This window comes from Pseudarthrobacter sp. 10T415 (genome assembly GCF_056394175.1).
In genome coordinates, this window is sequence record NZ_JBFTHJ010000012.1 from 72,893 (window position 1) to 87,766 (window position 14,874).

General features: G+C 66.2%; 10 protein-coding genes and 1 pseudogene. 3 read left to right on the forward strand and 8 right to left on the reverse strand.

Going from position 1 to position 14,874, the window contains the following annotated elements; genetic code table 11:
* Positions 1–86: 86 nt before the first annotated feature.
* Entirely contained in the window at positions 87–1,511 is a 1,425-nt protein-coding gene (locus AC1DBN_RS15360; RefSeq protein WP_314213383.1) for a mycothione reductase, read from the forward strand.
* A 97-nt stretch (positions 1,512–1,608) separates the two neighbouring features.
* Here the strand turns inward: AC1DBN_RS15360 and AC1DBN_RS15365 are convergent, their stop codons facing one another.
* The 8 genes from AC1DBN_RS15365 to AC1DBN_RS15400 form a co-directional block, all read right to left on the reverse strand.
* Positions 1,609–2,634, reverse strand: coding sequence for a nucleoside hydrolase (locus tag AC1DBN_RS15365; protein WP_477723582.1), 1,026 nt, complete (start codon positions 2,632–2,634; stop codon positions 1,609–1,611).
* Positions 2,635–2,708: 74 nt separating this feature from the next.
* Positions 2,709–3,686 (reverse strand): aldo/keto reductase, encoded by a 978-nt coding sequence (locus tag AC1DBN_RS15370; RefSeq protein ID WP_091719597.1) that lies wholly within the window; start codon positions 3,684–3,686, stop codon positions 2,709–2,711.
* A gap of 9 nt (positions 3,687–3,695) precedes the next feature.
* On the reverse strand, positions 3,696–4,256 hold the full coding sequence (locus tag AC1DBN_RS15375) for a hypothetical protein (protein WP_091719595.1): 561 nt from the start codon (positions 4,254–4,256) through the stop codon (positions 3,696–3,698).
* Positions 4,253–4,837, reverse strand: a complete 585-nt coding sequence (locus AC1DBN_RS15380) for a DUF402 domain-containing protein (RefSeq protein ID WP_314213409.1) — start codon at positions 4,835–4,837, stop codon at positions 4,253–4,255. The genes AC1DBN_RS15375 and AC1DBN_RS15380 overlap by 4 nt, the downstream gene beginning before the upstream one ends.
* Positions 4,838–4,884: 47 nt before the next feature.
* On the reverse strand, positions 4,885–6,858 hold the full coding sequence (gene dxs / locus AC1DBN_RS15385; RefSeq protein WP_314213384.1) for a 1-deoxy-D-xylulose-5-phosphate synthase: 1,974 nt from the start codon (positions 6,856–6,858) through the stop codon (positions 4,885–4,887).
* A gap of 141 nt (positions 6,859–6,999) precedes the next feature.
* On the reverse strand, positions 7,000–9,813 hold the full coding sequence (locus tag AC1DBN_RS15390; RefSeq protein WP_314213385.1) for an aconitate hydratase: 2,814 nt from the start codon (positions 9,811–9,813) through the stop codon (positions 7,000–7,002).
* Between the two features lie 180 nt (positions 9,814–9,993).
* Entirely contained in the window at positions 9,994–11,379 is a 1,386-nt protein-coding gene (locus tag AC1DBN_RS15395; protein ID WP_314213386.1) for a class I SAM-dependent RNA methyltransferase, read from the reverse strand.
* Complete coding sequence (locus tag AC1DBN_RS15400) at positions 11,376–13,352, reverse strand: APC family permease (protein WP_091719588.1); 1,977 nt, start codon at positions 13,350–13,352, stop codon at positions 11,376–11,378. The genes AC1DBN_RS15395 and AC1DBN_RS15400 overlap by 4 nt, the downstream gene beginning before the upstream one ends.
* Positions 13,353–13,471: 119 nt before the next feature.
* Here AC1DBN_RS15400 and AC1DBN_RS15405 point away from each other — a divergent pair, with 119 nt between their 5' ends.
* Both AC1DBN_RS15405 and AC1DBN_RS15410 read left to right on the forward strand, forming a co-directional pair.
* Positions 13,472–14,146 (forward strand): potassium channel family protein, encoded by a 675-nt coding sequence (locus tag AC1DBN_RS15405; protein ID WP_015936842.1) that lies wholly within the window; start codon positions 13,472–13,474, stop codon positions 14,144–14,146.
* A pseudogene (locus AC1DBN_RS15410) lies at positions 14,143–14,832 on the forward strand (potassium channel family protein); the annotation flags it as partial. The gene AC1DBN_RS15405 and the pseudogene AC1DBN_RS15410, both read left to right, overlap by 4 nt.
* Positions 14,833–14,874 lie beyond the last annotated feature (42 nt).

The following is a 14,874-nucleotide window of genomic DNA, read 5'->3' on the forward strand; positions in this document are numbered from 1 at the left end:
GAAGGGACACCGGCAGTTGGGCTGCCGGCCCGCCCAAAGAACATCGGCCCTCCCTGGCAGAGGGTCCTCCACTGAAAGTCGGCCGCATGCCCCACTACGAACTCGCCATCATTGGATCCGGATCAGGGAACTCGCTGATCACCCCGTACTGGGACGGCAAGCGGGTGGCCCTGATCGACGGCGGCGTGTTCGGCGGAACGTGCCTGAACGTGGGCTGCATCCCCACCAAGATGTTCGTCTACCCCGCCGGGCTCGCCGCCGCACCGGCCGAGGCCCGCCGGCTGGGCGTGGACCTGAACCTGGACAAGGTGCACTGGAACGGCATCCGGGACCGGATCTTCGGCCGGATTGACGCCATCTCAGCATCAGGCCGCCGGTACCGGGCGGACGAGCTGGACAACGTTGAACTGTACGAGGAGCACGCGCGCTTCACCGGTCCGCGGTCACTGCGGACGGACTCCGGGGTGGAGATCACGGCGGACCAGGTAGTGGTTGCCGCGGGTTCGCGGGCCGTGGTGCCGGACGTTGACGGCATGGACCTGCCCCAGGTGCACACCTCGGACACGGTGATGCGGGTGGACGGGCTGCCCCGGCGCGTGGTGGTGGTTGGCGGGGGCTACATCGCCGCGGAGTTCGCCAGCGTCTTTGCCGGCCTTGGCTCCGATGTGACGCAGGTGAACCGGTCCGAACGCCTGCTCCGCGGCCATGATGCAGACATCGCGGAGCGTTTCGCGGCCGCCGCCGCCGAGCGCTGGACGCTCCGGACCGGTTTCGCGATCCAGTCCGTGGAGGACAACGGCGACGGGAGCGTCACCGCCGTCTTCACGGGCCGCGGCGGCGGGCAGCTGCGGGTGCCGGCGGACCTCGTGCTGATGGCCACCGGCCGGGTTCCCAACACCGACAGGCTGGGCGCCGAAGCTGCGGGCTTTGACCTGCGCGACGACGGGATACTCGCCGTGGACTCCAGGCTTCGGGTCCTCTCCGGAGGCGAACCCCTTCCGGGCGTGTATGCCTTGGGCGACGCCGCCAACCCGTATCAGCTCAAGCACGTGGCCAACAGGGAGGCCCGGGTGGTGGCCCACAATCTTGAGCACCCGGACAGGCTCCGCAGCATCGACTACACCGCCGTCCCGTCCGCAGTGTTCTCCAATCCGCAGATCGCTTCGGTGGGACTGACGGAAGAGGAGGCACGGTCCGGCGCTGCGTCCGGATCCGAGGTTGTCACCGCCCTGCAGGAGTACGGCAGCACCGCGTACGGCTGGGCCATGGAGGACCAGGAGGGGGTGGTCAAGCTCATCGCCGAGCGCTCAACAGGACGCCTGCTGGGGGCCCACATCCTGGGCCACGAAGCGTCCAACCTGATCCAGCCGCTGGTGCAGGCCATGTACCAGGAGACACCCGTGCATGTGCTGGCCCGCGGCCCGTACTGGATCCACCCGGCGCTGATGGAAGTGGTGGAAAACGCCCTGCTGGCCCTGGACACCGACGTACCGGCGGACGCCCCGCTCTAGCGGTCCGGCCCGGTCCCGTCAGCCGGACGTCTGCGCCGCCCGGAAAGCTTTCAGCCGGGTCCGCGTTACCGCGCGGTGCCAGCCCAACCGGGCCGTGTCAGCCCAACCGGGCGGCCAGGTTCCCGACGGCCGTGATGAGTTCCCGGAACGCCTGCTCCGGGTTGTTGGCCGAGACGATCCGGGCGTTCGGTGCGCTCCCCCACAGTCCCCGGTAGTCCGCCACAGTTGTTCCCATCAGCAGCGGCGAGTCCGTCTCGACGTCGATGGTTGCCGGCCGCGCACTGTACTCGAGGGTGCCCGCGGCAACTCCGGCGGCAAAGAAATCATGGACGTGCGCCAGGTAGCCCTGGTCGTACAGCCGGTGGAACTCGAAGTAGAACCGCAGCGCGTCCGAGAGGTGCCGGATGACGCGGTTGTCAGAGGTGCTGCGCCGGCCCTCTGTCTGGTCCGGGAGCACAAGCTCGGGAACGGAGGCACCGGCCGCCTCAGCAAGCTGCCGGACATGGTCAGGCCGCATCTCCATCCGCTCGGTGGTGTCCAGCGAACAGACCACCGGCAGCTTCGCGGCGGGCCTGCCGCGGTAGGCGGCGTACACCTCCTTTGCGGCATGCGGATCCACGTGGGTGTTCCACTCGGCGGTGGGCGTGGTGTTCCCCTGGTAATAGAAACTTCCGCCCATGATCACGACGCCGGCCAGCAGTTCGGGCAGGTCCGGCTCCTTGCGGAGGGCCAGGGCGAAGTTGGTCAACGGCGCAGTGATGAGCGCGGTGAGTTCGCCCGGCCGGGCGCGGGCATGGTCGATCCAGAGGTCGACGGCGTTCCGCGCCGAGACCTGCCCGTCCGGTTCGGGCAGGACGGCGTAGCCGGTGCCCTGCGGACCGTGCGTTTCCGGGGTGGTGACCAACGGGATGGACAGTGGTACCCGTGCCCCGATGGCCACCTCAACGCCAGGGCGTCCGCACAGTTCCAGCAGCGCCAGGGTATTCCGTGCCACTTGGTCCGCGTCCACGTTTCCGGGGGTTGCCGTGACGGACACGAATTCCGTGTCCGGCAGGGCGGCCAGATAAGCAAGGGCCAGGGCGTCGTCGATGCCGGTGTCGACGTCCAGCAGGAATGCGGTCATGGTTGGTCCGGGTTACGTGGTTCGGTTGGTTGGGGTTCAGCTGCACGGGTTGGCTGGTGCCGGTTTTCGGACGCCTAGAAGAGGGCTACCTTGGGCACGGCCGGGAAGATGCTGTCCAGTTCCGCGAGGTCGTCCGCCGACGGCTGCCAGTGGGCCGCAGCCGCGTTCTGCCGGACCTGCTCCGGTTTCGTGGCGCCGGCAATGACGCTGGCCACGGACGGCTGGGCGGCGAGCCAGGAGAAGGCGACCTCCACTTCGCCCAGGCCGCGTTCCTTGGCGAACAGGCTGAACTTGCCCAATTGGTCCCAGTCGGCGTCGTCCACCATGTTGGTGCGTGTGTGGCTGAGCCGGGAACCGTCCGGCGCGTGGCCCGGCGCATATTTGCCGGTCAGCAGGCCGTTGGCCAGCGGGAAGTACGGCAGGACGCCAAGGCCGAATTCCTCAGCCGCGGGAGTGACCTCCAGTTCCGCCCGGCGGTCCAGGAGGTTGTAGTGGTTCTGGGTGGAGATGAAGCGGGCCCCGCCGAGTTCGCGCGCCACGTACTCGGCCTGGGAGATCTGCCAGCCGGCGCGGTTGGAGTGGCCGATGTACCTGACCTTCCCGCTGCGGACAAGGTCGTCCAGCGCGGACAGGGTTTCGTCGATGGGCGTCTGCGGATCCGGCGTGTGGAACTGGTAGAGGTCGATCCAGTCGGTGCCGAGGCGCCGCAGGGACGCTTCGACGGACTGGATGATGTACCGGCGGGAACCGCGCGCACCGAAGTCCGGGCCGTTGACGCCCTTGGCATCCATTCCGAACTTCGTGGCCACCACAACGTCGCCCCGGCGGCTGCCGAGCGCCTTGCCCAGCATCGTTTCGCTGAGTCCGGGCTCGCGGCCGTAGTTGTCCGCGACGTCGAACAGCGTGATGCCGGCATCAAGGGCCGCGGAAACGACGGCGTCGGTGCCTTCCTGGGATTCGGTGACGGTGTTGGCGCGGCCCAGGTTATTGCATCCGAGGCCCACCGTGGAGACGGTCAGGCCTGATTTTCCGACGCGGCGGTACGTTGTCACAGGGAACTCCTAGAGGCTGAAGCTGTTGGCGGGTTTGGCGGAGTGCTTGAGCTTGAAGTTTTCCGCGTCGGTGAAGGGGGCAGCACCGATGCTGAGCTTGGTGAAGTCGAGGTCCTCGTTGCGGGCGCATACCTTGATGGCGGCGACGGCCTTGTTCACGTCCGGGCAGAGGCAGAAGATGTTGAGCTTGAAGTCGCTGAACCCGCTGCGGTCCACGGTGCCCAGGCCCCGCCAGGCGAGGTGGCTGATGAGGGCGTCGGACGCCTTCTGGGCAAGGTGGTGGTCGCGGGCGGTGCCTTCACGGGTTTTCAGGGCGAACTGGGCCACCACCCAGAACTGGTCTTCGGCGGGGATCTCGGCGTAGCCATCCTCGGTGCACTGCACGGCGAAGGCATCCATCAGCCCTTCTGCGGCGGCAGCATCCGGTACGTCTGTCTCCTGGGTCTTGCTCTGGTGCCCCACAGCACCGAAGTTCATGACGAACTGGCCGTACTCTTCGTCGTACCAGGCCTCCCGGAAGTGGAGGGCGCCTTCGTCGTCGCGTTTGTAGACCCGCATGTTGTCGCTCATATTCGTCCCTTGGTAAACCATCCGACGTCCGTGCCGTCGAACGGTGCCTCTTGCGCCTTAACGGCCTGGAAAAGTTCTGCGGCGGAAGCCTCGAGGGACTCCGCCAGTGCTGCGGGGTAGTTCATGGCGGCGCGGTGGTCCTCGAACTCGTCCTCGTCGTCGATGAAAACGCCGCGGCCCGCTGTGCTCACCACGTCCAGGTCCATGTCAATGACGTGGAACTCGGTGACGTGCGGCCGGATGGGGTTCCATTCATGGGCCACAGCGAGGTCGATGTAGATCCGGACGCCGCCGGGGTGGGCATCATCGTAGAAGGTGGCTACCCAGTCGCCGTCGCGCGGAACCAGGAGGACGGCGTCGGACCTGGTGTAGAACGCCGCGCCCGGCCGGGAACAGAACTCGTTGGTGCCCTGGAAGATCCACCAGCCGTGCCGGTCCTCGCCGAGGTAGCGGCCGGGCACCACCCAGTGTGCCTTGCCGTTCCACTTGCGGTTGCGGGCCACCACCAACTGTCCGGGTTCGAGTCCCTGCGGTGTCCGGGTTGCCCCGGGGTGGCCGGCTTCGTGTTGGTCCCCCAGCATGCCGGGATAAGCGCGCCCGCCTTGGTCCTCCAGCCTTTCTTCTCCCCTCACAGGATGGGGAGGCTGCCGGTGGTGGGGTGTTCCTGCCCCGGCAATGGACGCGCGAAGGGGACCTTTGTCCCCAAGACCTGGGCGACGACGTCGTGCGTGATCTGTTGGGCGGTGAGGCCCACGCGCTCCATCACCTCCCTGCGGGTTCCGTGGTCCAGGAACGCGACGGGAAGGCCCACCTCGTTCAGGGCGGTGTCCACGCCTGCTGCCCGCATTTCCTGCCGGATCCGCGACCCCACTCCGCCGGCGCGGACGCCGTCCTCGATGCAGACCACCAGGCGGTGGTGCGAGGCCAGGGCGATGATGGAACGGCGGACCGGAAGGACCCAGCGGGGGTCCACCACAGTGGTGCTGATCCCCTGCGCGCCGAGCCGGTTGGCCACGTCGAGGGCGAGCTCGGACATGGCGCCGACGCTGACGATGAGGACATCGTTGGCAGTGGAGCCAGCGGGCCGGCGTGCCAGCACGTCAACGCCGTCGCTGAGGCGTTCCAGCGCTTCGATTTCAGCGCCGACGGATCCCTTGGAGAAACGGACCACGGTGGGTGCGTCATTGATGGCCACGGCTTCGCGCAGCTCCTCGCGGAGGCGTGAGGCGTCGCGGGGCGCGGCGAGGTGGAGGCCGGGGACGATCTGGACCATGGACATGTCCCACATGCCGTGGTGGCTGGCGCCGTCCGGGCCGGTGACGCCTGCCCGGTCCAGGACGATCGTGACGCCGGCCTTGTGCAGGGCCACGTCCATGAGCAGCTGGTCGAAGGCGCGGTTGAGGAAGGTGGCGTAGACGGCCACCACGGGGTGCAGTCCGCCGAAGGCCATGCCGGCTGCGGACGTCAGGGCATGCTGTTCAGCAATTCCAACATCGATAACCCGGTCCGGGTGCTTGGCGGCAAACTTGTGCAGGCCCACCGGGATGAGCATGGCTCCGGTGATGCCCACGATGTCTTTGCGCTCGTCCGCGATGGCAGCGATTTCGTCGGCAAAAACCGACGTCCAGGACTTTGCGCCCGCAGTACCGGTGGGTTCGCCGGTCTCCGGATCGATGATGCCGACGGCATGGAACTGGTCTGCCTCATGGGCGCGGGCGGGCGCATAGCCATGGCCCTTTTCGGTCATGGCGTGGACGATCACCGGGCCGTGGTAGTTCCGTGCAGTGGCGAGGGCGTGCTCCAGGGCCTGCAGGTTATGCCCGTCCACAGGGCCGATGTACTTCATACCGAGGTCCTCGAACATGCCCTGCGGGGCCCACCAGTCCTTGACGCCCTTCTTCATGGCGTGGAGGCTCTTGTAGGTGAACTGGCCCGCCGGGCCCCCGTTCTGGAGCTTCTTCTTCCACCAGTCCAGCGCCTTCTCGTAGGCAGGTGCTGCACGGAAGGAGTCGATGGTGGGGCGCAGGGACGCCAGGTAATCGGCGAAACCACCCACTGTGGGTGCGTAAGAGCGGCCATTGTCGTTGACGACAATGACTACGCGCCGCTTCTTGTCGGCTGCAATGTTGTTGATGGCCTCCCAGGCCATCCCGCCAGTCAGCGCGCCATCCCCCACGACGGCGACGACGTGGCGGTCGCCTTCGCCGGTGAGCTGCCGGGCGCGGGAGATCCCGTCAGCCCAGGACAGTGACGAGGACGCGTGGGAGCTTTCCACGATGTCGTGTTCCGACTCGGCCCGCGAGGGGTAGCCGGAGAGGCCGCCCTGCTGGCGGAGAGTGCTGAAATCCTGCCGGCCGGTCAGCAGCTTGTGTACGTAGGACTGGTGCCCGGTGTCGAAGACGATGCTGTCCCGCGGAGAGTCGAAAATGCGGTGCACGGCCAGCGTGAGTTCCACGACGCCGAGGTTGGGTCCGAGGTGGCCGCCCGTCTGGGAAACGTTAGTAATCAGGAATTCCCTGATCTCCGAGGCCAGCTGTTCCAGCTGCTCTTCGGATAAATCGTTCAGGTCCTGCGGATTCCGGATGGTGTCCAAGATTCCCAATGACCCCTCCTTCGGGTGGTAGACGTGCCGTTTAACTCTAACGCCTTGGTCCGCGGACAAAGCTCAGCCGGACGGCCGAAGCCCCGGCTGGTCGGTGACCGGCCGGGGCTTCGGAGTGGTTCTGCCTGCTGGCAGGCTCCGCTAGTTCGCGGAGATCTGGCGCAGCACGTACTGCAGGATGCCGCCGTTGCGGTAGTAGTCCGCTTCACCCGGCGTATCGATACGAAGGACGGCGTCGAAGGTCTTCGAGGAGCCGTCTTCGGCGGTTGCCGTGACCTTGAGGGTCTTGGGCGTGGTGCCTTCGTTCAGGGCGGTGACGCCCTCAACCGAGAAGGTTTCCGTGCCGGTGAGGCCCAGGCTGGCAGCGTTCTCGCCGGCCGGGAACTGCAGCGGCAGGACGCCCATGCCGATGAGGTTGGAGCGGTGGATGCGCTCGTAGCTCTCGGCGACGACGGCCTTGACGCCCAGCAGGGCGGTACCCTTGGCAGCCCAGTCACGCGATGAACCCGAACCGTATTCCTTGCCTGCCAGGACCACCAACGGAGTGCCGGCTGCCTGGTAGTTCTGGGCGGCGTCGTAGACGTAGGCCTGCGGGCCGCCTTCCTGGGTGAAGTCGCGGGTGAAGCCGCCCTCCACGCCGTCGAGGATCTGGTTCTTGATGCGGATGTTCGCGAACGTACCGCGGATCATCACCTCGTGGTTGCCACGGCGGGAACCGTACGAGTTGAAGTCCTTGCGCTCCACGCCGTTGGCCAGCAGGTACTGGCCGGCGGGGGTGTCGGACTTGAAGGAACCGGCAGGCGAGATGTGGTCCGTGGTGACGGAGTCGCCGAGCTTCAGCAGCACGCGGGCGCCGCTGATGTCCTTGACCGGCTCAGGCTGGGCCTTCATGCCTTCGAAGTACGGGGGCTTCCGGACGTAGGTGGACTTGGCATCCCAGGCGAAGGTGTCGCCCGCAGGGGTGTCCAGCGCCTTCCAGCGGTCGTCGCCTTCAAAGACGCCCTCGTAGCCGCGGGCAAACATGCCCTTGTCGATCGATGAGTCAATGACCTGCTGGACCTCGACCGGGTTCGGCCAGATGTCCTTGAGGAAGACGTCATTGCCGGCTTCGTCCTGGCCCAGGGCATCGGCTTCGAAGTCGAAGTCCATGGTTCCGGCCAGGGCGTAGGCGATGACCAGCGGCGGGGAAGCCAGGTAGTTCATCTTGACGTCCGGGTTGATGCGGCCTTCGAAGTTGCGGTTGCCGGAAAGCACAGCCGTGACGGAGAGGTCGTTGGCCTGGATGGCTTCGGAGATCTCGGCGTCGAGCGGGCCGGAGTTGCCGATGCAGGTGGCGCAGCCGTAGCCCACGATGTAGAAGCCGAGCTTCTCCAGGTAAGGGGTCAGGCCCGACTTGTTGTAGTAGTCGGTCACCACCTTGGAGCCCGGGGCGACGGAGGTCTTGACCCACGGCTTCGCGGCCAGGCCCTTTTCCACGGCGTTGCGCGCAAGCAGGGCAGCAGCCAGCATCACCGAGGGGTTGGACGTGTTGGTGCAGGAGGTGATCGACGCGATCGACACCGCACCGTGGTCCAACTCGAACTCCCGGCCGTCCGCGGTCGTGACGGCCACCTTCTTGGACGGGCGTCCATTGGCCTTGGGGCCGTGGCTGTGGGGCGCCTGCTCCGTGAGGTGCGTTGCCGAAGCGGTGAACGACGGGGAATCCGACGCCGGGAAGCTCTCGTCGATGGCTTCGTCCAGGCTGCCGTCGGCCAGGTCAACCTTGACGTAGTTGCGGAGATCCTCGCGGAACTGGTCCTTGGACTCGCTGAGGATGATCCGGTCCTGCGGACGCTTGGGGCCGGAGATCGACGGAACAACCGTGGACAGGTCCAGTTCCAGGTACTCGGAGAACTTGATCTCGCGGGAAGGATCGTGCCAGAGGCCCTGTTCCTTCGCGTACTCCTCGACCAGGGCAACATTCTCATCGGAGCGGCCCGTGAGGCGCAGGTAGTCCAAGGTGACGTCGTCGATGGGGAACATGGCGGCGGTGGAGCCGAACTCCGGGCTCATGTTGCCGATGGTGGCGCGGTTGGCCAGCGGCACGGCCGCGACACCCTCGCCGTAGAACTCAACGAACTTGCCCACCACGCCGTGCTGGCGCAGCTGCTCGGTGATGGTGAGAACGACGTCGGTGGCGGTGGCGCCGGCCGGGATGGACCCGGTCAGCTTGAAGCCGACGACGCGGGGAATGAGCATGGAGACGGGCTGGCCGAGCATGGCTGCCTCGGCTTCGATGCCGCCGACGCCCCAGCCGAGAACGCCCAGGCCGTTGACCATGGTGGTGTGGGAGTCGGTGCCGACGCAGGTGTCGGGGTAGGCACGCAAAGCGCCGTTGACTTCACGGGTCATGACCGTGCGCGCCAGGTACTCGATGTTGACCTGGTGCACGATGCCGGTTCCCGGGGGGACGACCTTGAAATCGTCAAACGCGGTCTGGCCCCAGCGCAGGAACTGGTAGCGCTCACCATTGCGCTGGTATTCGATCTCCATGTTGCGCTCCAGCGCGCCGGAGTTACCGAAGGCATCGATCTGCACCGAGTGGTCGATGACCATTTCGGCCGGTGCCAGCGGGTTGACGCGCTTGGGGTCGCCACCAAGTTCCTTGACGGCTTCACGCATCGTCGCCAGGTCCACCACGCAGGGGACGCCGGTGAAGTCCTGCATGATCACGCGTGCCGGCGTGAACTGGATTTCTGTATCGGGTTCCGCATTGGGATCCCAGCCTGCCAGGGCGCGGACGTGATCGGCAGTGATGTTCGCGCCGTCCTCGGTCCTCAGCAGGTTTTCAAGCAATACCTTGAGGCTGAACGGAAGGTTTTCTGCACCTTCAACGGAGTTCAACCGGAAAATTTCATATTCGGTTCCGGCTACATTAAGTTTGCCTTTTGAACCGAAGCTGTCCACAGTGCTCATCGCAGGACTCCTCTCGCAACAGTTTCATCTTTGTCGCGCGGTTGACCGCCTGCTAGTTAGGTGGTCCTAATTAGCTCAGGACCCGAAAATGGCACACAGCCGCCCGCGAATACGGGGCGCGACGTGGGACTACTACGGCCATCGTAGTCGAAAACGCCGTGGCCATCATGGATGCCGCCGTCATGAACGGGGCGTCAGCAGCGCCACTGTCTCCAAGTGGTGGGTGTGCGGATAGATGTCGAAGGCCCGCAGGTTGGCGAGCTCCCAGCCCGCGTCCCGGAAGTAGGACACGTCACGGGCGAACGACGCCGGATCGCAGGATACGTAGGCGATGGCCCGCGGGTGCGCATCCACCAGTTGCCGCACCACTGCCTTGCCGGCACCGGCGCGCGGCGGGTCGAGGACCAGGGCGTCGAAATTCCGCGGTTTCTGGCGGAGGACACGCTCCACCCGGCCCTGGACAATTTCCACTTGCGGGGCAGCGTGGAGGTTCTTGCGCGCATCCCTGCTGGTTCCCGGTGCTCCCTCGACGGACAGTACCGAGCCGGTCTCCCCGACAGCGTCGGCCAGCACTGCGGTGAACAGTCCGGCGCCGGCATAAAGGTCCGCAACCACCGCACCGGGGTGCAGGAACCCGCCCCCGTGCAGGAAATCTGTGACAGCCCCCACAAGTGTCCCGGGCGCGTCGCGGTGGATCTGCCAGAACCCGGCGCCCGTGACCCGGTAGTCGTGGCCCGCCGCGGATTCCTGTACCCACGAACGGCCCCGCAACCGGGTCACCTCCCCCGAGGCGGCGTCGAACCCTGCCGCCGACACGTCATCCGGCAGGGCCGCGGCAACAGCAGCCAGTCGTTTGGGTTTTGTTCCCTCCGCCGGAGCCAGCAGCACCAGCGGGCGGGAACCGTTGGCCGGGGCCGCGACTTCCACCCGTTCGATGCCCTGCAGGTCGATGTTCCACAGCTGCAGGGCATTGATGGCGTCCGTGGCGAGCGGCATCTCCCGAACCGGGAGGACCTGGGTGGAGCGGTGCGCGTGCATGCCCAGCTTCCCCGAGGGGGTCACCGAGAAACTGGCGCGCGTGCGCCACCCAAGGCCTAGCCCGCCGTCGGCCGCTTCCCCCACGGCCTCAACGACGCCGCTCCAGCCGGCCGGCGACTGTCCCGTCCCGCCCAGCCGCCTGAGCTGTTCGTCCAGCACCTCGGCTTTGAGCCGAAGCTGCCGGTCCAGGCTGATGTGGCCGAACTCCGCACCGCCCACCGGAGGATGTCCGTGCCCCCAGGCCCGGGTGGAATCCGCCGCATGCCAAAAGTGGTCCACGCGGTCCGGGGAGGCGTCCAGTACGTCCACGACGTCGGCGCGCCAGAACTTCGCGTTGTCCCCGGCGTCGGTGAGCCGCACCCGGACCTTTTCCCCGGGAATGCCGTGGCGGACGAAGATGACGCGGCCTTCGTGGCGGGCTACGCAGTGGCCGCCGTGGGCAACGGGCCCCACCTCGACGACAAGTTCCTCCCCCGCATGCGCATCTGCTGTGCTGTTGGCGGCGGTGGTGGAAGTTCTGGAGGTCATTGCACGTCCTGGAGGTTCTTGGCTTCTTCGGATGATTTGAGCTGCCATGGCACGCTGGCCACCATGACTCCGGGTTCGAAGTGCAGCCTGGTCTTGATGCGCAGGGCCGTCTGGTTGTGCACCAGCTGCTCCCACCACTTGCCCACCACGTACTCGGGGATGTAGACCACCACCAGGTCGCGCGGAGAGTCGAGCCGCATCTGTTTGATGTATTCCATGATGGGCGTGACGGTTTCGCGGTACGGGCTCGCCAGCACCGTCAGGGGAACGGGGATGTCCAGTTTCTCCCAGTCGTTGACGGTGTGCGCGGTTTCGGCGGCGTCGATGTCAACGGTGATGGCGTCCAGCCGGGACGGGCGCGACGCGCGGGCGTAGGCCAGCGCGCGGAGCACCGGCTTGCGCACGTGGGACACCAGGAGGACGGCGTGGACGCGGGTGGGCAGCGCGCGGGGAGACGAGTCCTCGTCCACGGCCAGTTCCTTGGCCACGTTGTCGTAGTGCGCCCGGATGCTCCACATGATGAGGAACAGGATGAACATGGCGAGCAGCGCAATCCAGGCACCCTGTTCGAACTTGGTGATGAGCACGATCACCAGGACCAGCGCTGTCATGCCGAAGCCGATGGTGTTGATGGTGCGGGACTTCATCATCCTGCGCCGCACTGCTTTGTCCTTGGCAAGCTTCAGCTCCCGGCCCCAGTGCCGGATCATGCCGAGCTGGCTGGCCGTGAAGGAGATGAAGACGCCGACGATGTAGAGCTGGATGAGCTTGGTGACATCGGCGTTGAACGCGATGATCAGCACCAGTGCTCCGGCGGCCAGGGCCAGGACACCGTTGCTGAACGCCAGCCGGTCACCCCTGGTGCGGAGCTGGCGCGGCAGGTACCCGTCCTGGGCGAGGATGGACCCCAGCACCGGGAACCCGTTGAACGCGGTATTGGAGGCGAACACCAGGATGACGCCGGTGGCGGCCACCACGATGTAGAACGGAATCGAGCCCGGGCCGAAGATCGTCTGCGCGATCTGGCTGATGGCCGGGTTCTGGATGTACCCCTCGGGCAGCGGGCTGCCGTTGAGCAGGAACTCCTTGGCCGGGTCCAGGACAATGTGGACCTTTGTTGCCTGGGCCAGGAACATGATCCCTGCCAGCATCGAGGCGCCGATAACGCCCAGCAGAAGCAGCGTGGTGGCGGCATTCTTGCTCTTGGGCGGACGGAAGTTGGGCACGCCATTGCTGATCGCTTCAACGCCGGTGAGGGCCGCCGCTCCCGAGGAGAAGGCACGCAGCAGGAGGAAGGCGCCGGCAAGTCCCACGAGGCCCTCGTCGAAGCCTGCCGCCGGGACGATCGTGAAGGCGGCGGAGGGGGCCTCACCCACCTGTCCGGTGGCCACCTGGTAAACGCCCACCGCCGTCATGCCAAAGATCGAAGCCATAAAGATGTACGTGGGGACGGCGAAAACGCTGCCGGCCTCCTTGATGCCCCGGAGGTTAACCAGGGCCAGGATGATCACGCCGATGGTGGCGATGGTGGCCTGCTGCCCGTGGAGCGAGGGCACCGCCGTCGTCAAGTATGCCGCGGCCGATGACATGGATACCGCCACGGTGAGGACGTAGTCCACCAGGAGTGCTGAGGCGACAGTGAGCCCGGCGTACTTGCCCAGGTTCTCATTGGCGATCTCGTAATCGCCACCGCCGGACGGGTAGGCATGGACATTTTGCCGGTAGGACGCCACCACGGTCAGCAGGACCACCATGACGGCCAGGCCAACCCACGGGGAAAAGGCCACGGCACTGACACCGGCCAGGGCCAGGGTGAGCAGGATTTCGTCCGGCGCGTACGCGACGGAGGACAGTGCATCAGACGCGAAGATCGGAAGGGCGATCTTCTTCGGAAGCAGGGTATGGGCCATCCTGTCATTCCGGAACGGCTTGCCCACCAGAACGCGCTTAACCGCGTTGAATATTGTCAGCACTCCACAAAGCTAGTCTGATTCCCGGATGATGTCATGACGGCAGCCAGGCGGCAGGAAGCAGGGGCGCTGCCGGTAGAGTTCTAGCTGCAGAAGCTGGACCGGAATACAGAGGAGATACGGTGGCGCATTTCGTGATCATGGGATGTGGCCGGGTGGGGGCGACACTGGCGCACACGCTCGAAGATGCCGGGCACTCAGTGGCCATCATCGACCAGGACGACCGCGCGTTCCGCAGGCTCCGGCAGGGGTTCACGGGGCGGAAGGTCACCGGCGTCGGTTTCGACAGGGAAACGCTCAAACAGGCCGGAGTAGCAGAGGCCTACGCCTTCGCAGCTGTATCAAGCGGCGACAACTCCAACATCCTGGCCACCCGGGTGGCCCGCGAAACCTTCCATGTGCCGCATGTGGTGGCGAGGATCTACGATCCCGGCCGCGCCGAAATTTACCAGCGCCTGGGCATCCCCACCGTGGCGGCCGTCCGCTGGAGCGCCGACCAGGTGCTCCGCCGGATCCTTCCGGAGCAGCATCTTGCCGGCGACTACCGCGAACCGTCCGGACGCCTGGTGCTGGCCGAACTGGACCTGGACGCCGGGTGGGTAGGCCACAGGATCAGCGCCATCGAGAAGGCTGCCGGCGTTCGCGTGGCGTTCCTCACCCGTTTCGGAGAAGGGCTGCTGCCGGATGCCGGCACGGCCTACCAGGACGGCGACACCGTCCACGCCATGCTCCAGGTGGACCGCACGTCCCACGTCGCCCAGGTCCTGGCCAAAGCCCCCGCTAAGGAGCTGCAGTGAAAGTCGTGATCGTTGGCGCGGGCAGCGTCGGATCGTCCATTGCCAGGGAATTGCTGTCCCACAAGCACGAGATCCTCCTGATCGACCTCAAGCCCGAGGTCATCGGCCGCAGCGGCCTTCGGGGCGCGCACTGGCTGGTGGGTGACGCCTGCGAGCTGAGCACGCTCCAAGGGGCGAAGGTTGAGGAAGCCGACGTGGTGGTGTCCGCCACGGGCGATGACAAGGTCAATCTTGTGGTCTCGTTGCTGGCGAAAACCGAGTTCGGCGTGGGCCGTACGGTGGGCCGCGTCAACAACCCCAAGAACGACTGGATGTTCAACGACTCCTGGGGCGTAGACGTGGCTGTCAACACCCCACAGCTGATGACAGCACTGGTGGAAGAGGCCGTGGAAATCGGCGACCTGGTACGGCTCCTGACCCTCCAGACGGGTGTTGCCTCCCTGGTGGAATTCACTGTTCCGCACGACTCGCATGTCATTGGGAGCACCGTGGGCGACATCGAATGGCCCGATGATTCCACCCTGGTGGCGATCCTGCGGGACCATGCACCAATCACACCCAGCCGGGATGACGTCATCGACGGCGGTGACGAACTGTTCTTCGTCACCACCATCGCGGCGGAGGATGAATTGCGTGCCCTCCTCTCCCCCGATGCTGCCGATTCGTCGGCACAGCCGGAGGAAGAAGAAACGCCCGGCGGTCAGGTGCCTTCAGGCGCCGGCGCTGCC